Below are 17758 nucleotides of genomic sequence, written 5' to 3' on the forward strand. Positions count from 1 at the left end.
GGCCCTGCCTTCATGCGCGTACCGACGGAAGATCACCCGACCAGGAACTCCGTTCGATCCACACGTTCCAAGATCGGTTGAGATACGGCTTCTTAAAGCACACGAGCTTCCCAAGCTGATGGCGCCACCGGAGTTGGCAGGGGCAAGTGGCCTCAGCCCTGCCCTCGCAGTGTTCGAGTGCCTACGATCGCGCAGTGAGCTATGACATCTACTTCTTGAACCGACGCGACGGGCAGTCCTGGGATGAGGTCCTGGAGGGGATGGAGGACGCAGCCGACGAGAGCGAGCCCATCCCCGCCCACCTCCTTGAAGCGTGGGACCGCATAGTGCCGCAGGCTCGGACCCTGCTGGGCGAAGTAGAGATCACGGAGTACGAGCAGGAGTCGCGGGACCTGAGCCACTCGGGCACCGGCATCGACCTGTCCATCTTCGGTGACGAGGTGAGCATCACCGTGCCCTACTGGCATGCGGGGGACGATGCTGCAGTCGTGCTCGGCCAGGTCTCCGCCCTTGCCGCCATCGTCGAGAAGGAGACCGGGCTGACTGCCTACGATCCCCAGACAGAGCGTCCGCTGGTGGAGACGCCGCCGGAAGACTCGATTGGGCTGATGTCACGCATCACCGACGATTTGCGCAGCCGCTACAGCGGTTGAGCACCGGGCACCGGCGGAGCCGGCCAGGTTCCGAGCCATCTGCTCGCCGCGTGCCACAGTCGTGCCAGATACAAGGGTCAGCCACAGCCAACGGGGGTGCCTCGCGGTCGAGTTCTCGATGGGCTGACCAGGTATCGAAGCTCCAGGTCAGCGCCCCCATGCCCCCGCCTCTCTCCTAAAGCGGGTGTCGCAGGTTCGAATCCTGCCGGGGGCACAGTGCGTTACACCGCTGACCTGGGGTTTCTCCCCCAGGGAAGCGCTCTATTCGGCCTCGGACTCGTCGTCCTGACATGGCGCGTCCAGCGCCTCGGCGCACGGCCGGCACCCAGCGCACGAGCCCGTGTAGCCCAAGCCCGCACGTCAGCAGTGGCGCATGCATCCGGGCCCTCCAGCGGGGTCGGGCCAGCACCCCTGCCCCGGCCTCAGTCGATGCCAGACCCCAGTCGGCACCGCTGAGCAGGACAAGACAGGCCGAGTGGCCACCAGGGCGCGTGCGTTCTCACACGGCGAGATGAGCAACTCGTACGCGGACGGTGCTCTGGTGGCCTGCTTGTCCGTGCTTGGCCGCGACGAAGACGACCCCTGATGATCAAGGTTCTCGAAGCCTTTGATCGCGAACAGGGGTCGCGTTCGCCTGCCATCCCCCCCTCTGATCGACGTTCTCCAGCGCCACCGCGAGGACGTCGACCTGCCGCACCTCCCTGTCGAGCCGTCCGAACTCGCCCCACTGTCAGAGAAGTTGGACCGGCTGCCCGATCCACGACGGGCGCGGGGCCGCCGCTACCGACCACTACCGGTCACGAACCGACCACGCCCTCCAAATACTCGATCTTGAAGCCTGAGAACGCATCAACCCTGCTGTCAGCACAAGTAGGGACCACGAAACGGCCATCACATAGCCACCCTGAAGCCCTGGATGAGCCAATATGTGCGACTCATCCAAGATCGAATATGTCTTATTTTCTTCTATTGGGCTGATCATCCATATTGAAGGATGAATGGAAGTTTGCGTGTCCGAAATTTCGCAAGATTCGTGCCATAGGGAGGGAAATGAAGTCCCCGAGATCCGGATATTTCATAGCCGTGGTGTGTGCGCTCTTATGCGGCCTCCTTGGCGCCGCCCAAGCTTCTGCGGCGTCTGGCGACGTCAAGACTGTCAAGGTCGACAGGCTGGATCAGTACATAGCCCCTGAGGCGCTACGGAAAGGACTCAAGGCGGGGAAGAGTGTAGCCGAGCAGGTTGCAGAAATCCGCACAAGCCGGGTGGCCGCCTCAACTGAGGTGCACCGTACCGGTCCGGTCGGCATCAGAGGACCCGTCGAAGTTCCCACCGTGACCGGTGAGCGCGAGTCCGGATCTTCGCGCGTCAAAGTGAGTGATGTCCCGAGCCGCTCTATGACGCGCGAAGAGTGTGCGGCCCAGACCGAGGTCGATGCAACGATGTGGATTCGCTCGCGCTTCGCCATGTGTGAATCGACGTGGTTGTATATCACGTGGCTGGTCAACGGAAGACCTGTGGGCGTGTCTCAGTTCACGGGAAATGCGATTGCCACCGTTCCGGACGCGAAGTCGCGACAGATCGACCTCGACTACTATTTCCACGATTTCGTGAAGGTGGGGACAGTCCCGTCAGGTGTGGTACTGACGCCCTCGCCCGAGTACACCACCGTCCCCAAGGTAACCCTGTACGAGGGTGACGTGTACCCCCGGAATGAGACATGGGAGCAGTGGGCGGCTCAATCCCCCGTTCACCATTCACTTTGGGTTGAGGCGCCGCTCGGTCAAGGTATGGCCCCAGACGACGGAATATGGGCCATATGGAACTATGAGATCAAGATTAAATTTCCGGCTGGGTGGGTCCCAATTGATGATGAGATGGGCTTCTCATCGTTCGGCTTGCGATGGGATTTCGCTCCTTATCTGGGAGACGCGCCAGGGGCTGCACTGAGCTACAACGTATCCCCGTTGCGTTATAGCAAGTCGGCTAACGAGGGTGAAGTGGCGCTGCACATCGACGATGCCATTAACAGGCCCGAGAGAACCTTGCCCGTCAACCCCAACAAGAAGGTTCCCGGGACGAGCCCGTCCGATCCGCTGCACAGGCTGTATGAGCTCTACGAACCCGATCGCTATGAGGAGAATCGGGCCAATGCCATAGCTGAATGCGTGGCCGCTGATCCGGACTACGCGTCCAAAGGGTTGGACTGCGACGAGTATCCGTTCGCGTCGACATTCGAGGGGACAGCCCGCGCGGACTATGAGGAAGGCTACCCTCAGAAAAACTGGAGTGCCCGCGCTCTCGGTTTGTCCTCCAACCGTTCCGCCGGTGCGCAGCTCAACACCTACTACCAGCGCAATCGCATCCTGCACGGTGAAAATGACGGGTACTATCTTCAAATCATCCCCTAAGATCGCCTAGGGGGGCGCCGACGCTGTGGGCGTGCACGGTGACAGGCCCTTTCGTCTTGACGAGCTGCTATCCACCTATAGCGTTACATTCGAGGTGATAGGGTTTCTTTCGTGTCGCTTGCAGTATCCAAAAGCCCGTCCTGCCGTGTGAGTTTTCATACGGCAGGACGGCCTCACGGCGTCACTGCTCTGTCGTAGGTTCCGACGGAGTGAGGGATCTCCGGTTCCGGAGGAGGCTGGTCACGCGGGGAATTGCATAATGCCCATTTATGTCCACGCCGTCAAGCGCGGCGCCATAGAACAGAGTGATCTTCGAATATCGCCCTGTAACCGGCAATACTGTGGGTGCTATCCTCAGTTGTCGCCCTCAGTGCGTTGGCAACGTCCTCGATAAGACTCTGGAAGCTAGGCCAAAGAGGTTCACCTACAGCCCCCGAACTCTGGTACCAACGTCGGATGCATCCGTGCATCTCTCCGTCGCGGAGATCGATGAAATACTCGTCGCCAGCCGTGTCTGTCGCGATGGGCAAAAAGCGAGGCGAATAACTGGTTGCGTCCTCACCCGCCAGACCTTCAACGTCAGGTGATGCATCAAAGTCTACCTCTATGATCTCCCGCCAGAGTTTGTGGCTGGCGACCATTCCCGCAGCACTGTACGGGATGAACGACGGCGGGAAGAGTCGAGCATGCAGCGGCTTGAGTTGCATCCCGTCGTGACAGGTGAGCGATTGCAAGAGCGAATCGGGGGCGCGGCCTAGCGAGCACTCTTGCACTTCGGACAAGACCGACTGGCTTGCCGGAGGGTTCAGGCATGCAGATGTCCGTGGGGCTCGTTCCGCCAGCACCGAGGAAATCGATCGCCACAGATCCCTTACTTCGTCAGACATAGTCCAAGTTCATCATGGCCTGAGCTTCGATGTGCCGGAAACCGGTGCGGCGGGCGGTGGCCTGGTGGTGGCGGCGCCATCGGGACCGGTTCAGTGCGCGGCCGGTGCGCCGCAGGTGAGTGGGGGACGGCGAGCTGCCAGGAGTCGCCGGATCTCCTCCACGGTGAGTGTTCCGCCGACCTGCCCGGCGAGGATCTCTTCTGAGCGGGCCGTAGGGAACTGCCGGACCGTACAGACATTGCGCTCTGAGGCGTCCGGTCCGACAGCCCCTGTCAGGCGTCTGCGCTTTCTCCCCCAGGCGGCCCGCCCAGAGACATCGACGCCCACACCTCGCACCGGCCACTCATCTGCGTTGACCAACCTGAATTACTCACAGCGAGGATGTGGCTCAACTCCCGAGTGGCCGCGCGGGACTCGCCCGGATCACGCCGTCGTTGGCACGCAAAGCCGACGCCAGTTCTCCATGCAGTTCGTCCGGGATGGACCCTGCCCCGAGGGCGCAGGCACGCACCGCGGGCAACGAGACCGCGGCGGCACCCCTCCCGAACACCGCCCGCTCCAACGGGCAGTGGAACGATTTCTCCCAGCTCACCTCGGTCACGCAGGGAAGCAAGGAGTACAAGGGCCGCTACGCCTCTACCGACCAGTCCGAGCGCACCCAGTTCGGCGACACCGCGTTCCACCACGGCCCCGTCGGTCTCTCCGCTCAGACCAAGGCCGGCGTGGACATGAACTTCACCCGCGAGCCGTCCGGGAACCTCCAATCCTTCCGCACCAACGGCGAGACGTACTACTACCTCACCGACGTCCTCGGTACGGTCGAGGCCGTGGCGAACTCCCAAGGCGAGAAGGTCAACTGGTACTACTACAGCCCCAACGGCATCACCGACGCTACCGAGGAAGTCCCACAGCCCTACCGATTCGCGGGCGGCTATCAGGACCCGACCGGGCTCTACCACAACCAGGCCCGCTACCTCGACTCGAACCTCGGGCGCTTCACTCGGCCCGATCCAGCCGGCTTGGAAGCGAACCCGTACCTGTACGCCTCCGGAGACCCCACCAACATCATCGACCCCACCGGCCTGTGGGGATGGGGCGAGGTGCTGGGCGGGGTCCTCGGCACAGCGATCGGGATCACGGCAACTGTCGTGACAGGAAACCCATACGTCGGCTTCGGCCTCGGCGGATGCGTCGGCGCAATGACCGCCGACTCGTACAACGGCACGCGTGGCGGCGCGCTGTTGAAGTCATGCGCTGGAGGCGCCGCGTTCGGCGCGATCGGTGGCGGCGGAGCCGGAACGATCCTCAGCCGAGTCGGTAGACCCCTTTAGAAACAGCCTTGCCGGGTGCCACGGGTTGTCCCGTGGCACCCGGCCCCTCCAGCCGATCCACAGGGGTGACGGAATGCACGACATCGATTCGCGAATACAGCGAGTGGCGAGCCGCGCGCTACGGAAACGGCTGATCCTGTTCGCCGTACTGTGGCTGGGCTTGCCGTTGCTCGCGGCATTGTTCGTGTACGTCGTCGGCGCCACCGAGAGTCTCCTCATCTACGCGCCCGTAATCGCAGCGTGGTGGACTGTGTACTACAGCGGGCAATCGTGGAAGGAACGCAGCCGGGTACAGGCACTCCTTGAGGAAAGCGAGTCCCCGATCGTGGTGTTCCCGGTCCGCCGTCCCCATGCCCCGGTGCTATGGCGAACGGTCCGTGGCTGCTTCCTCGTCCTCACCGAACGCCGGGTACTGGCGTTCACGTACAACAAGCTTCTCGACGCTCCGACTTCCGTCCTGTGGGTGGCCGATCGAAGCGAGAGTGTTGCTCAACTGCGGGCGGACGGACGGCTTCTGACCGTCACAAGCCAAGGCACAGAAATGGCGTTCGGTGTAGCGGAACGACGCAGGAAGGCGACAGCACACTTCGTATCCGCACTCGGCGTATGACGCGAAGGCCCGCATACCAACGGGCTGGCGCGGGTTCGCGCGAAGGAGGTCCAGCTCCTGGCCGACTTCTGAGGGCCGACGGAGACTGCCGCAGCTGGACCTCCTGGAGTGGCTGGCCGCGTGAGCGCCGCGGCAAGGGCCCATACAGCACCAGTCGGGCACCAGCCGCGTGAGCGATGCGTGAGCGGATGGTCGGGCACCAGCTGTCACGGCCAGGACCAAAGATCATGCTGGGTGGTGCTGACCTGCAAGGTCAGCACCACCCAGCATGAAACAGCATCCCCGATCAAGGATTCGAGCCCACTCCTAAAGCGGGTGTCGCAGGTTCGAATCCTGCCGGGGGCACCAGCTCAGAGGCCCCTCACATACGGATTTCCGTATGTGAGGGGCCTCTGACATCCAGGTCTGACCTCAACGGCGGTGGTCACTCACGACCGGGCCGCCTCTTGAGCAGCCGGTCCATGTGGCTGATGGCCTCTCGCTGGGTGTCCTGCACGACGTGCGTGTACACGTCCTGATGCTGATCTGTGAGTGCACCTGGCAAGGCAAAGCAGCCACGTTCGAGGGCGCAAACGATCGCCAGGCTTGAGGGGGGAGAAGATCGCCTACCTTCGGGAGTACGCGTCCACGGCACCGCTCTACGACGGGACGGGCGCCTGGCGTGATTGACGCCCACAGGTCTTGACGATTCCTCCTGCCGTGACGGAGCCGCACGAGCGCGGTTGAGCCGAATCGAGTTCGTCAGGTGGCCACGCTAAGCAGGACGTCCGTCAGGCGATCCGCTGCGTCCGGGCGGCCCAGGGCGCGGGCCCGCTGGGCCATGTTCTGGCGCTGCTCGAGGGAGGCGAGGATCGGGCCGACCGCCGAACGGAGACCTTCCGGGGTAACCGCATCCTTCAGCAAGGCGACCGCAGCTCCCGCCTGTTGGAGGTGAACCGCGTTGTGCTCCTGCTCGTTGCCCGCCGAGGTCGCGAGCGGAATGAGGACGGACGGCTTGCCGAGCGCGGTGAGTTCAGCGATCGTGCCCGCGCCGCTGCGGGAGATGACGACGTCGGCGAGGGCCAGAACGTGGGGAAGTTCTGGGCCGACGAAGTCGGTGACCAGGTAGCGGTGCCGGAAGTCGTCCGGGAGCTCGGCGGCGTACTTGCGGGATTCCTCGAGGGAGGTGGCGCCGCACTGGTGGATGACGTTGGCCTGGGTGAGCAGCCACGGGAGAACCGCGCGGACCATGGTGTTGATCTGGACCGAGCCCTGGGCACCACCCGTGATGTACACCGTCGGAAGCGTCCGGTCGAAGCCGACGAGCCCGAGCGCGCTGATCGCCTTGTCCGCCTGACCGGTGAGGAGCTCGGGGCGTACGGGATTGCCAGTGACGACCGCCGAGTCGCGCACCGAGTCCGGCAGCAGCGGGAGCGTCGACTCGGAGGAAACAGCGATGCGGGTGGCGGCGCGGGCCAAGGCGCGGTTGGCCAGCCCCAAACGGACCGTCTGCTCGTGAACGACCAGCGGGCGCCGGCAGAACTTGGCAGCCAGGCCGACCGGCACAGCCACGTAACCCCCGGTCGACAGCACCGCGTCCGGCTTGAAGTCGGAGACGATCGTACGAGCCTGCGCGGCGCCGAGCGGGACGCGGCCCATGTCCTTGATGTTGGCCGGAGAGGCCAGCTTCAGCGGATTGCTGGAGCGGCGGATCTTGCCGGTCGCGACCGTCCTGAACGCGATGCCCTCGCGTTCGGCGACGCGGGCCTCCAGACCGGTGGCCGTGCCGACCCACAACACGTCCAAGCCGATGCCCAGGCCGGCGAGCCGTGCGCTGGTCGTGCGGATCGCGGTGAGCGCGGGGTAGGTGTGGCCGCCGGTCCCGCCGCCCGTGACGATCAGCCGGAAGGGTCGGCCGAGGGCGGCGAGGCGGCGGTCGAGGTCAGCGCTGGTCACGTTGTGGGGGTTCCGTTCCGGCGGGCGCCGGGGCGCTGCCCGGGCCGGGAGACATTCGGACTTGCCGGACGATATCAGGCAGCCGGACCTTCGTAAGGAGCCGTCCAACACCCCAGGACGATGATCGCGGCGGGCGCCGAGCACGTGTCGAGCCGTCTGCTGCGCAGGCCCGACGACAAGCTGTCCCAGGGCACGCTCTGTGTGATCGTCGAAGGGCAGGATGTCGGTCTGCAGAGCGAGGACAGGCAGGGGTCGGCGAAGCGCACCGCCGTCCAGTGGCGCGAGCTGTATCCGGATGCCGAGGTGGGGCTGGTCATGCTGCCGTACGGCATTTCTGCCCTCTGCATACGCGACCAGGACCTGCAGATACCCGGCGTACTCTTCGGTCTGGACGAGCCCGTGCCTGCCACGATCCGGCAGGTGCAGTTCTGCTTGCCGCTGAGGACCGGCCCCGGATCGGCCCTCTTCGTCTTCATGACCGAGGACATCGAGCATTGGGCCGAGTATCTCGAGGTGCTCAGCGGCACCATGAAGTCGGACTCGGCGGACGAGCCGCACGATGGGAACGCCCCGGAAGCCGACGGCCCGGTTGCTGGAGGAACGGAGAAGCAGGCATGAGTGGCGTCGCAGAGGCAGAGGACGAGGCGCGCAAGAGGCGCGTTCGGTACCCCGTCCCGCTGGCGGTCGGCATCGGCTGCTACGTGCTCGCCGTGATTGGCGGGATGTTCCTCCTGGCAGACGACTTCGGCCCCGGTCTGCAGGTCCCCCTGTGGATCGTGCACGGAGTAGTACTCATCCAGCTGATCCGGAAGTTGGGGGCGAAAGAGTCGAGTGCGTATGCGGCGCTGTTCATCGTGATCACGTCCGCGATGTCCGTGTACGTCATCGTCGTGGCGTGCGACGACCTCACCCTTCAGCAACGAGGCGAGAGGGTCACGTCCACGGTTGTGAGGGAGTGGCGCGACCCAGCGCAGGGGCGCAAGGCCCGTGACTACAACTACGAGCTGGAGCATCAGGACGGCACCAAGGTCCTGGGCCCCGCCCTGAAAGCCACGTCCAACCTTTACAACGCCGGCCAGAAGGTGACGGTGATCGAGGACCCCGAGGGCGAACTCCGTCCCCGGACGCCGGGTCAGGCGGACGCGACGGGTGAGGCTCGTGGCTCAGGGGCGCTCGCCTTCGCCGCACTCGGTGCCGTCGGCTGGATGACTTGGCGAGGTTCGGACACCGCAAAGCGCAGGGACGAGGCAAAGCGAAAGACCTCGTCCCGGGCGCAGAAGCTGTACAAGACCGTCACCCGCGACCACACCACGCAGACCGAGCAGGAGGAGAAGCTGCGCGAGACCCTGCGCACGTACCCCGCCGACCGTCGCGGTTACATCAAGGTGCACCCCGAGGACTACCCCGACGTGTCGCAGCACCGGGCCGCCCGGATCGCCTGGGAGGCGGGCCTGCGCGCGGAGGCGGCGGGCAACCGGGGCTCGTGGCGCTTCGGGGAGACCGTGATCGAAGAAGTTCCGCACGACTGAGCGCTCGATCTCCGATCCACGGTCCGCTGGCCCGGCTCACGCTCGTCGCGTCGGCCACGTGATCGTCTGCGTCATTTGAAACGGCTGGAAAGCCGACAGCGAGAAGGACCGGGCAGCCCGGCAGGAAGGGTGAACCGCGCGTTGAGAGACGCAGAGATCCTGAAGGGAAATGACGTATCGGTCCCCGCTCCCACCGATGAGTTCGGCCCAGGTCGACGGTCATACTCCGCGACGGCCGGTCGAAGCCAGCAGAGGAGCAGCACATGGTCATCATCGCGGGGCACATCGTCGTCGACCCGGACCGGCGCGGACCGTATCTCGCGAACTGTGTGAGCGTCGTTGAACAAGCCCGCCGTGCACCCGGCTGCCTCGACTTCGCCATCGCCGCCGACCTGGTGGATGCCAGCCGCATCAACATCTTCGAGCGCTGGGAGTCGCAGGCGGCAGTCGAGGCGTTCCGAGGCAGTGGACCCAGCGACGAGCAAAGCGCTGCGATACTCACCGCCTCGGTGGCCGAGTTCGACATCGCGGACGTGCGCTCGCTGACGTGAAGGACCCCGGGCGCCAACTCGCAAGCGCGTAGCTCAGCGCGCGACGGCATTCTCGCCGGACGAAAAACAGAGCCCCTTGGATTCTCGGTACCGGCGATGGGCATGGATTTCCTGAGGGTTCGTCATCGCGGGCTGGGGGGCTCATGGCACTGCGGCTGGAACGCTCCGTCGAGGAAGCGCACCTCTACATGGCGATGCATCCGTGCGAAGTGTGCGGCGAAAGCGACTTTGACTGCCAAAGCAGCGTTGTCATGGCGGAGGGCGATCTTGCCAGTCAGTACGAGGGCAGTTGCTTCGGGTGCGACAGCAGGCGAAGCTTCGTTTTCCGGCTGCCGGCTGAGGTCTCACTACCCAGTCGGGTGCTCCAGTTCGGCGGGCCCGAGCCGTCTGAGTTGATTGACGCCGGTGAGTGGCTCTGGGTTTCGCGCAACTTCGCAGCCGTCGGCCTGGTCGACGATCCAGCGGCGCTGTCGGTCGCGGAGCTGAACGAAGCCCGTGCCGATTTCGAGGGCGCCGCGGCAGCCGTCGACGAAGTGCTCAAGTTCTTGCCAGACGGCGTGGACAAGGTTCCGGACAGGGCATTCTGGACGGACCGGGGGCTCCGAATGCGGGCCCAGGACCCAACGGCCTTCCGACGCGACCAGTTGGTTGCCCTCCGCGACGCATACCGGGCAACTCTCGCCGCACTACCCCGCCCCGGCGACGAAGCTGTGTCCTGATGAACTGCGCAGATCCGATGGGTACTTCTCGTCCCAGTCGGCAAAGCGAACCCGCCCGCGAAGGCGGAGCGGTGCTCACCGGAACGGGATCCGCGCCCCTATCAGGGCCCCGAATCACCCCAGGACAGCGCCCACTTCCGGACCGCCTCACCGGGGACGCGACGGGGACAGATCGGGGACATGTCCCCTCCGACGGCCCGTTTCCTGCCCGTGATCCGCACACTCACCCCCCACTTCGCGGGCGCCACCCGCCTGCCCCACCACCGCATCGCCCCCTACAGCGTCACTGCCGCCTGTCTGTGGGCCACCGCCGAAGCCGGCGTCGGCTACGCCGCCGCGCCGTCTCTTCAGCGGATCCTCACTCTGGGCGGCCCTGCCATAACCGTCGTCGTCCTGGTGACCCTCGGAGTCGCACTCCTACGGCGACGCGCTCTGCGCCGTACACGACACGCTGCGAACGCCCGGCCCGGTGGCTCTGGCTGCCACGCCCGTTCTTCCGAGCTGGTGTGACCAGCCGTCACCTGTCACGGGACGGCCGTCTACGATCGGCGGCCATGGACTGGCTGGAGCGGACCGCGAAGCTGAGGCAGTGGACGCGGAGCGGAACCCGCGCTCCGCACAAGCCACTGCTGCTCCTGTACGCCCTCGGCCGGTTCCAGGAAGATGCGGAGGGCGGCCTGCGCTACAGCGCGGTCGAGCTGGACCTGCAGCGGCTGCTGACCGAGTACGGCCCGCCGAACAAGACGACGCCCGCCTACCCCTTCCACCACCTGGTCAGCGACGGCGTATGGGAAGTGCGCACCGATCGCGGTCCCGGCAGCCCCGGAAGCGGGGTACGGGATCTCAGAGAGACGGGCGCCATCGGGCGGCTCACGCCGGACCTGAGAGCAGCAATGCGACGCGAGCCGCAACTGCTCGGCAGGCTCGCCCGGTTGCTGCTCGACCTGCACTTCCCACCCTCGCTCCACACCGAGTTGTGCGAAGCCGTCGGCCTGAATCTGGAGCCGGCGGAGACCGAGCAGCTCTCGACGGCACGCAGGCAGCGGGACCGGCGCATGCGGGAACTGGTGCTGACCGCCTACGAGTACCGGTGCGCCTTCTGCGGTTACGACGGCAGGATCGGCGCGGTGCCGGTCGGGCTGGAGGCCGCCCACGTGCGCTGGTGGGCGTTCGGCGGCCCCGACGACATCGAGAACGGGCTGTGCCTGTGCTCGCTCCACCACAAGCTCTTCGACAAGGGCGTCCTCGGTGTGGCAGACGGTCACCGGATCCTGGTATCGCAGCGCTTCGTCGGCCACAGCCCCGCGGCCCGCGAGCACGTCATAGCCCTCGCGGGCCGCCCGCTCGTCGGTCCACAGCCCGGCGCACGCCCTGTGGCGTCCGCCCACCGCGACTGGCATGCCCGTCAGGTGTTCCACGGCGAGCCGCGCCCAGCTGCGACTGCTTGAAACCGTCTGCCGGCCCGCCCAAGTCATCAATGTGGTGCCCCCGCTACGCGAGGCAGGTGCCGTAGCAGCAGAGCCCCGCTCATCGACGCCCAGAACGCATTCAGCACACATGAGGCCGGGAAGCGTCGTGAACGCATGAGAACTACGGAGGGGTGTTTTCCCATGCCAGGCACCGTCGGGCTCGGGCGCCGCGGCGGAAGCGGCGTTCTCGGTCGTGGCGCGGGCGCGCGGTACGAGCCGGGCGGCGGCCTCGGCGATCGTCAGATCCGCCTCGGGCAGCAGGCTCGTGTACGCGTCGGCCGTAATGGTGATCGAGGAGTGTCCGAGCATCTCCTGGATGTCCTTCAGGTCGGACCCGGCCGCATGGGCCAGCGTTGCCGCGCCGTGGCGGAGGTCGTGGAGCCTTGGCGAAGACGCGTCCGGTTTCCACCCAGGCGCTCGCCCGTTCCTCGCGACCCGGGCCTGTCGGGCCAGCCCAGAGCGCACAGCGCAGCATGGACCGACAGCACAGCACAGCGCCCCAGCACTCCGCTCCACCAAGCAGCCGCCGCAAGCCCCAACAGCACCACGCGTCGGCCATCGGTTGCCGGGGCCCGCGGCCTCGCTTCGACCTGCCGAACGGGATCTCGGCCGACGAAGCCTCTTCAGCCCTGGCGTGGCTACCGGTGTTCGGGGTTTTCGTAGTCGTGGCGGCAGCCGGCGTCCCAGGCGGTGCGCTGGTTGCCGTAGGCGGGGATGCCGCCGAGGTCCTTCAAAGCCCGGGCCAGGTGCAGGAGGTTCCAGGTCATGAAGGTGGTGTTGCGGTTGGTGAAGTCGTTCCCCGGGCCGCCCGAGCCGGGGTCGAGGTACGAGGGGCCGGGGCCCGCCTCGCCGATCCAGCCGGCGTCCGCCTGGGGAGGGATGGTGTACCCAAGGTGCTGGAGGCTGTAGAGGACGTTCATGGCGCAGTGCTTGACGCCGTCCTCGTTGCCGGTGATCAGGCAGCCGCCGACGCGGCCGTAATAGGCGTACTGGCCCGCTTCGTTGAGCAGACTGGAGCAGGCGTAGAGGCGTTCGATCACCTGTTTCGTCACGGAGCCGTTGTCGCCCAGCCAGATGGGGCCCGCCAGTACGAGGATGTCGGCTGCCATCACCTGCCGGTACAGGTCCGGCCAGGCGTCCGTCTCCCAGCCGTGCTCCGTCATGTCGGGCCACACACCGGTGGCGATGTCGTGGTCCACGGCCCGTACGACATCGACCTGCACTCCCTGTGCGTCCATGATCGCGGTGCTGCGGTCGACCAGCCCCTGGGTGTTGCTCGTCTCCGGCGAGCGTTTGAGGGTGCAGTTGATCACCAGGGCCCGCAGGTCGTCGTACCGGGCCGGCGGTACGTCGGTGGCGGCCGACGAAACAGTCACACGAGCCTCCCAGAGCCTTGCCGGCGCACGGTGCGCAGCGGCGCGTCCACATCCGGATCCAGCGTGCGGGCCGACCGAGGCAGCCGCCACCACAGCACCTCCGAATGGCGCCCGGCGGTGTTTGCGGGGCACTGGTCGTCACCTGCCACCTGCCACGGGCCACCGGCCCCCGGTCGGCGGCCGACGAGTGGCCGGGGCGGGCGGGGCGTGCCTACGTTCCTCTTCATGGGTACCGAGAGCGCGACCGATTCGCGGAACACGGATGCTGTCGAGGACGTCGCGCACCTGCTGGTGCGTTGTCTGCGCGCCGAGGGCGTGGAGTACGTCTTCGGGATCCCCGGCGAGGAGAACATCCGCTTCGTCGACGCGCTGAACGACTCCGGGATCCGGTACGTCCTGGTGCGCCACGAGCAGGCCGCCTCGTTCATGGCGGAGATCTACGGGCGGCTGACCGGGAAGGCCGGTGTGTGTTCGGCCACCCTGGGCCCCGGCGCGATCAACCTGCTGCTCGGCACCGCGGACGCCATGACCAACAGCAGTCCGATGGTGGCCCTGGCCGCCCAGGGGTCCCTGCGCCGCATCCACAAGGAGTCGCACCAGGTCATCGACCTGGTGTCGATGTTCGCACCCGTCACCCAGTGGGCGGCCCGCATCGAGTGTCCTGACGCGGTGCCGGAGATGACGCGCAAGGCGTTCAAGATCGCGCAGAGCGAGCGCCCCGGCGCCGTGTTCCTGGCGGTGCCGGAGGACATCGAAGCCGAGGGTCCCGCCGAGCCGCTGGCACCCCTGCAGATCGACGCGGTGTACGCCGACGCCCCGTCGCCCTCCCAGATCGCACGAGCGGTCGAGGTGCTCACCGCGGCACGGCACCCGGTTGTGCTGGCAGGCCACGGCGCCGCAAGGACGGGAGCCTCGGCCGCTCTCGTACGGTTCGCCGAGCAGCTGAACATCCCGGTCGCGACCACCTTCCACGGCAAGGGCGTCTTCCCCGACGACCACCCGGGCGCCCTCGGCGCCGTCGGCTTCATGCGCCACGACTACGGCAACTTCGGCTTCGACACGGCCGACGTACTGGTCTGCGTGGGCTACGAGATCCAGGAGTTCGACCCGGTCAAGATCAACCCGAACGGCGACAAGCGGATCGTGCACGTGCACCGCTTCCCCGCCGAGGTGGACGCCCGCTACCCGGTCACAGTGGGCGTCGAAGGTGACCTGTCGCAGGCGCTGGACGCACTCGCGGAAGCACTGCCCGACGGCCTCACCTACGACTCGGGCAGCAGCGAGAAGATCCGTACGCTGCTCGACGAGGAACTCCGGTACGGACACGACAACGGCGCATTCCCTCTGGTGCCGCAGCGCGTGGTGAGCGATGTCCGCACCGCGCTGGACCGCCACGACATCGTGCTCGCCGACACGGGCGCCGGAAAAATGTGGATGGCCCGCCTCTACCCCACCTACGAGCCTGACACCTGCCTGGTCTCCAACGGCCTGTCCACCATGGGGTTCGCGCTGCCGGGCGCCATCGCCGCCAAACTGGCCCGGCCGGACCGGCGCGTCCTGGCGATGATGGGCGACGGCTCGTTCCTGATGAACTCCCAGGAGTTGGAGACCGCCGTCCGCGAACACATTCCACTGGTCGTCCTCGTCCTGGTGGACGGGGAGTACGGCCTGATCACCTGGAAGATGGAACTCGAACTCGGCCGCCACAGCCACACCCGGTTCACCAACCCGGACCTGGTCGCCTACGCCGAGAGCTTGGGCGCAAGCGGCTACGCGATCGAGACCGCCGACGAACTGCTGCCCGTACTGCGCCGCGCCCTCGACGACGACACGGTCTCCGTGATCGCCTGCCCCGTCGACTACTCCGAGAACCTACGTCTGACCGACAAACTGGGCAGTCTGCACGGCCCGTTCTGACACCTTCCACTTCCACCAGCGGTCCTCGCGTACGGCGCACTGCCGACCGCCGCGGGGCGTGCCCAGCGCCGACGCCGCCTGCTGATCCCCGACCCGAGGCGGGCCGGACGGGTGGATGCGACGCGCGCCTCCCGCCCTCCCAGGTCACCATCGCGGGAACCGACCGTGCCTTAGCATGGCGCGCATGACGCGACGCGTGCCGCCGGCGCTTCGGACATGGTCCGGGGCGCTGCTTGTGTCTGCGCTGATGTTCTGTCTGTCTGGTTTGGCTCGCCCCGCAGTCGCCATGCCGATGTCGATGCCCGCCTCGATGGGGACCATGTCTGCACCCGCGGGCGCTGAGAGCACCGTGCCTGGGCAGACGTCCTTGGGTGTCGCAGGGCAGGCGGTGCGGGCGGCCGAGGCTTCGTATACCGGCCCGCACTGCCCGATGGCCCAGCAGCAGTGCGTATCGCCGAAGGCCACGATCGCCCAGGACAGTCCGACGGCCCCGAAGATCGGCGATGTGCCGCCGTCGACGGCGTGCCCGGCTGCCGCCCTGCTGCCGCAGTCCAACGCGCCGCCGCCGACGCTCCCTCCTCCGGATCTGCACCGGTTGTGCGTGTCGCGGACGTGACAGCTCCCTGCCCGTGAGGCTCCGCCTCGCGGGACGCCGTGCTGTCTCCACGTCCGCCCCGGCACGCCCCGAACTCCGCCATCGCGTGCCGGTTGTCGCAGAACAGGAGTAACGACGCATGCCGTCGTCCGTCGCATTGCTCATCACCGGTGTCGGCACCGGTCTTCTCGCCGGTGGCGCCTCCTGCGCCGCCGTACAAGGGGGGCTGCTCGCCGGTGCGGTCACCCGCCGGTCCCCCGCCCCCGCCCCATCCGCCGCGTCCTTGGCGAAGGGGGCGAAGGGGGCGAAGGGGGCGACTCGCACGGCCACGACGGCCACGGCCGAGCCAATCGCAGCGCCCCAGGCAACGGAGACATCCACCGGGCATCTGGCACCGGTGGGGGCGTTCCTGGCCGGAAAGCTGCTCTCCCACACGCTCCTCGGGGCGCTGCTGGGGATCTTCGGCGCCGCGCTGCAGCCCAGCCCCCGTGTCCAGGCGGGGATGCTGGTGGCCGCCGGGCTGCTGATGGTGCTGTTCGCGCTGGATCTGTTCGGGGTCAAGGCGGTGGGGCGGCTGATGCCGCGGCCTCCCGCCTCGTTCGGCCGGCTCCTGCGGCGCAGCGCCAGGACCGACTCCGTCGCCACTCCCGCGCTGATCGGTTTCGCCACGGTGCTGGTGCCGTGCGGGGTGACGCTGTCCGTGGAGCTGCTCGCGATCACGTCCGGGTCGCCGGTCGCCGGGGCCGCGGTCATGTTCGGATTCGTGCTCGGTACGGCGCCGCTGTTCGCGGCGCTGGGCTATGTCTTCCGCCGTTCCAGCCGGGCGCTGTCCGGCCAGCTCGCCTCTCTCACCGGTGTGGTGGTGCTGGCGGTTGCCGTCTGGACGATGGCCTCCGGGCTGCAGGCCGGAGGGTGGGTGTCCTTCGACTCCCCGGACAAAAGGCCCGCCGCCACTGGACCGTTCATCGTCGAGGGCGGCGACCAGAGCAGTCCCGGCAAAGACCCCGGGGGCGGGAAGACCACGGCGGTTGACGCCCCGGTCCGCATGGACGCCTCCGGGCAGCAGATCGTGACCCTGACGGTGACCGACTTCTACGAGACGACCCAGTTCACGGCAAAGGCGGACGTGCCCACCACGCTGGTGCTGCGCGGTAAGGACTCCGGCGGCTGCGCCCGCGCGTTCACCATCCCCGAACTCGGCGTCCAGGAGATCGTCAAGCGCAACGGCGACACCAAGGTCGACCTCGGCACCCGCAAGGCGGGAACCCTCCGCTTCTCCTGTGCCATGGGCATGCAGACCGGCACCATCGACTTCCAGGAGAAGGATCCTGTCAGTGAGCCTGTTCAGCCGTAAGAAGACGAAGCCCCAGACCGAAGCCGGCACACAGGTGGCCTTGCTCGTCGAGGGCATGCACTGCACCAGCTGCGGCCTGCTCATCGACGACGAGCTGGAAGACCTCCCCGGCGTGCGCTCATCCAGCACGGATGTGAAGGCAGGACGCACCACGATCCGCCTCGACGACGGCGCCGACGTCGACACCGCCGCACTGGTCGCGGCGGTTGAGCAGACCGGGGACTACACGGCCCGGCTCGCCGACTGACCGACCGAGGCGCCGCACCACGACGCCCGGCCGGGGAACGTTTCCCCAGCCGGGCCTCAGCGGGCGAACCGTGGGGTGCGGGAGGGGCTCGTAGCGGAGACGATGACGCTGTGCCCGAGCCGAAAGACAGCGAGCGGGTGCGCCGCTACTGGGACAAGCACGCCCACTCCTACGAC

General features: G+C 66.9%; 17 protein-coding genes and 2 pseudogenes. 14 read left to right on the forward strand and 5 right to left on the reverse strand.

Translation table 11 applies throughout. The features are described from left to right. Nucleotides 1–194: 194 nt before the first annotated feature. On the forward strand, nt 195–653 hold the full coding sequence (locus ACFYO0_RS24185) for a hypothetical protein (RefSeq protein WP_388679511.1): 459 nt from the start codon (nt 195–197) through the stop codon (nt 651–653). Between the two features lie 1332 nt (nt 654–1985). Continuing rightward, a complete protein-coding gene (locus ACFYO0_RS24190; RefSeq protein ID WP_388679513.1) occupies nt 1986–3062 on the forward strand; it encodes a NucA/NucB deoxyribonuclease domain-containing protein in 1077 nt (358 codons plus the stop codon). Nucleotides 3063–3343: 281 nt separating this feature from the next. Here the strand turns inward: ACFYO0_RS24190 and ACFYO0_RS24195 are convergent, their stop codons facing one another. Then, nucleotides 3344–3949, reverse strand: a complete 606-nt coding sequence (locus ACFYO0_RS24195; RefSeq protein ID WP_388679516.1) for an SMI1/KNR4 family protein — start codon at nt 3947–3949, stop codon at nt 3344–3346. 479 nt (nt 3950–4428) lie between these two features. On the opposite strand from ACFYO0_RS24195, the gene ACFYO0_RS24200 reads away from it, so the two are divergent. Together ACFYO0_RS24200 and ACFYO0_RS24205 are read left to right on the forward strand one after the other, a co-directional pair. Next, nucleotides 4429–5280, forward strand: a complete 852-nt coding sequence (locus ACFYO0_RS24200) for an RHS repeat-associated core domain-containing protein (protein ID WP_388679518.1) — start codon at nt 4429–4431, stop codon at nt 5278–5280. A gap of 73 nt (nt 5281–5353) precedes the next feature. Continuing rightward, complete coding sequence (locus ACFYO0_RS24205) at nt 5354–5890, forward strand: hypothetical protein (protein WP_388679521.1); 537 nt, start codon at nt 5354–5356, stop codon at nt 5888–5890. A 424-nt stretch (nt 5891–6314) separates the two neighbouring features. Here ACFYO0_RS24205 and ACFYO0_RS24210 read toward each other — a convergent pair. Together ACFYO0_RS24210 and ACFYO0_RS24215 are read right to left on the reverse strand one after the other, a co-directional pair. Then, nucleotides 6315–6404: pseudogene (locus ACFYO0_RS24210) on the reverse strand (integrase); the annotation flags it as partial. 227 nt (nt 6405–6631) lie between these two features. Further along, nucleotides 6632–7825: a glycosyltransferase gene (locus ACFYO0_RS24215; protein ID WP_388679524.1), complete on the reverse strand. Its 1194-nt coding sequence runs from the start codon at nt 7823–7825 to the stop codon at nt 6632–6634. A 120-nt stretch (nt 7826–7945) separates the two neighbouring features. Here ACFYO0_RS24215 and ACFYO0_RS24220 point away from each other — a divergent pair, with 120 nt between their 5' ends. From ACFYO0_RS24220 to ACFYO0_RS24245, 6 genes are all read left to right on the forward strand, one after another. Beyond that, nucleotides 7946–8443: a hypothetical protein gene (locus ACFYO0_RS24220; protein WP_388679526.1), complete on the forward strand. Its 498-nt coding sequence runs from the start codon at nt 7946–7948 to the stop codon at nt 8441–8443. Further along, a complete protein-coding gene (locus ACFYO0_RS24225; protein ID WP_388679529.1) occupies nt 8440–9354 on the forward strand; it encodes a hypothetical protein in 915 nt (304 codons plus the stop codon). The genes ACFYO0_RS24220 and ACFYO0_RS24225 overlap by 4 nt, the downstream gene beginning before the upstream one ends. A 263-nt stretch (nt 9355–9617) precedes the next feature. Continuing rightward, nucleotides 9618–9905 carry a putative quinol monooxygenase gene (locus ACFYO0_RS24230; RefSeq protein WP_388679530.1) on the forward strand — a complete coding sequence of 96 codons (288 nt, stop codon included), beginning with the start codon at nt 9618–9620 and terminating at the stop codon, nt 9903–9905. Between the two features lie 143 nt (nt 9906–10048). Beyond that, entirely contained in the window at nt 10049–10624 is a 576-nt protein-coding gene (locus ACFYO0_RS24235; protein ID WP_388679533.1) for a hypothetical protein, read from the forward strand. A gap of 180 nt (nt 10625–10804) precedes the next feature. Further along, the gene (locus ACFYO0_RS24240; RefSeq protein ID WP_388679535.1) at nt 10805–11134 is read left to right on the forward strand and encodes a DedA family protein; all 330 of its coding nucleotides are present in this window, start codon (nt 10805–10807) and stop codon (nt 11132–11134) included. A 44-nt stretch (nt 11135–11178) separates the two neighbouring features. Beyond that, the gene (locus ACFYO0_RS24245) at nt 11179–12072 is read left to right on the forward strand and encodes a phosphorothioated DNA-binding restriction endonuclease (RefSeq protein WP_388679538.1); all 894 of its coding nucleotides are present in this window, start codon (nt 11179–11181) and stop codon (nt 12070–12072) included. Nucleotides 12073–12363: 291 nt separating this feature from the next. Here the strand turns inward: ACFYO0_RS24245 and ACFYO0_RS24250 are convergent. Both ACFYO0_RS24250 and ACFYO0_RS24255 read right to left on the reverse strand, forming a co-directional pair. After that, nucleotides 12364–12609 (reverse strand): annotated as a pseudogene (locus tag ACFYO0_RS24250) (tyrosine-type recombinase/integrase); the annotation flags it as partial. 122 nt (nt 12610–12731) lie between these two features. Then, entirely contained in the window at nt 12732–13469 is a 738-nt protein-coding gene (locus tag ACFYO0_RS24255; RefSeq protein WP_388679541.1) for a flavodoxin family protein, read from the reverse strand. Between the two features lie 225 nt (nt 13470–13694). Between ACFYO0_RS24255 and ACFYO0_RS24260 the strand changes: the two genes are divergently transcribed. The 4 genes from ACFYO0_RS24260 to ACFYO0_RS24275 all read left to right on the forward strand — a co-directional run bounded on the left by ACFYO0_RS24260 (nt 13695) and on the right by ACFYO0_RS24275 (nt 17582). Further along, on the forward strand, nt 13695–15386 hold the full coding sequence (locus ACFYO0_RS24260) for an acetolactate synthase large subunit (protein ID WP_388679544.1): 1692 nt from the start codon (nt 13695–13697) through the stop codon (nt 15384–15386). A 319-nt stretch (nt 15387–15705) separates the two neighbouring features. Further along, nucleotides 15706–16002 carry a hypothetical protein gene (locus tag ACFYO0_RS24265; protein WP_388679546.1) on the forward strand — a complete coding sequence of 99 codons (297 nt, stop codon included), beginning with the start codon at nt 15706–15708 and terminating at the stop codon, nt 16000–16002. Between the two features lie 118 nt (nt 16003–16120). Then, nucleotides 16121–17335: a sulfite exporter TauE/SafE family protein gene (locus ACFYO0_RS24270; RefSeq protein ID WP_388679549.1), complete on the forward strand. Its 1215-nt coding sequence runs from the start codon at nt 16121–16123 to the stop codon at nt 17333–17335. Beyond that, nucleotides 17316–17582, forward strand: a complete 267-nt coding sequence (locus ACFYO0_RS24275; RefSeq protein WP_388679552.1) for a heavy-metal-associated domain-containing protein — start codon at nt 17316–17318, stop codon at nt 17580–17582. Before ACFYO0_RS24270 ends, ACFYO0_RS24275 begins: the two co-directional genes overlap by 20 nt. Nucleotides 17583–17758: the final 176 nt, after the last annotated feature.

Source organism: Streptomyces sp. NPDC006365 (assembly GCF_042870755.1).
GTDB classification, from domain to species: Bacteria; Actinomycetota; Actinomycetes; order Streptomycetales; family Streptomycetaceae; genus Streptomyces; species Streptomyces xiangluensis.

What these genes read in the sequence shown, in the direction of transcription:
- ACFYO0_RS24195 (WP_388679516.1), bottom strand. Translation starts at nt 3,949, where the DNA reads ATGTCTGACGAAGTAAGGGATCTGTGGCGATCGATTTCCTCGGTGCTG.
- ACFYO0_RS24200 (WP_388679518.1), top strand. Translation starts at nt 4,429, where the DNA reads ATGGACCCTGCCCCGAGGGCGCAGGCACGCACCGCGGGCAACGAGACC.
- ACFYO0_RS24205 (WP_388679521.1), top strand. Translation starts at nt 5,354, where the DNA reads ATGCACGACATCGATTCGCGAATACAGCGAGTGGCGAGCCGCGCGCTA.
- ACFYO0_RS24220 (WP_388679526.1), top strand. Translation starts at nt 7,946, where the DNA reads ATGATCGCGGCGGGCGCCGAGCACGTGTCGAGCCGTCTGCTGCGCAGG.
- ACFYO0_RS24225 (WP_388679529.1), top strand. Translation starts at nt 8,440, where the DNA reads ATGAGTGGCGTCGCAGAGGCAGAGGACGAGGCGCGCAAGAGGCGCGTT.
- ACFYO0_RS24230 (WP_388679530.1), top strand. Translation starts at nt 9,618, where the DNA reads ATGGTCATCATCGCGGGGCACATCGTCGTCGACCCGGACCGGCGCGGA.
- ACFYO0_RS24235 (WP_388679533.1), top strand. Translation starts at nt 10,049, where the DNA reads ATGGCACTGCGGCTGGAACGCTCCGTCGAGGAAGCGCACCTCTACATG.
- ACFYO0_RS24240 (WP_388679535.1), top strand. Translation starts at nt 10,805, where the DNA reads ATGTCCCCTCCGACGGCCCGTTTCCTGCCCGTGATCCGCACACTCACC.
- ACFYO0_RS24245 (WP_388679538.1), top strand. Translation starts at nt 11,179, where the DNA reads ATGGACTGGCTGGAGCGGACCGCGAAGCTGAGGCAGTGGACGCGGAGC.
- ACFYO0_RS24260 (WP_388679544.1), top strand. Translation starts at nt 13,695, where the DNA reads ATGGGTACCGAGAGCGCGACCGATTCGCGGAACACGGATGCTGTCGAG.
- ACFYO0_RS24265 (WP_388679546.1), top strand. Translation starts at nt 15,706, where the DNA reads ATGTCTGCACCCGCGGGCGCTGAGAGCACCGTGCCTGGGCAGACGTCC.
- ACFYO0_RS24270 (WP_388679549.1), top strand. Translation starts at nt 16,121, where the DNA reads ATGCCGTCGTCCGTCGCATTGCTCATCACCGGTGTCGGCACCGGTCTT.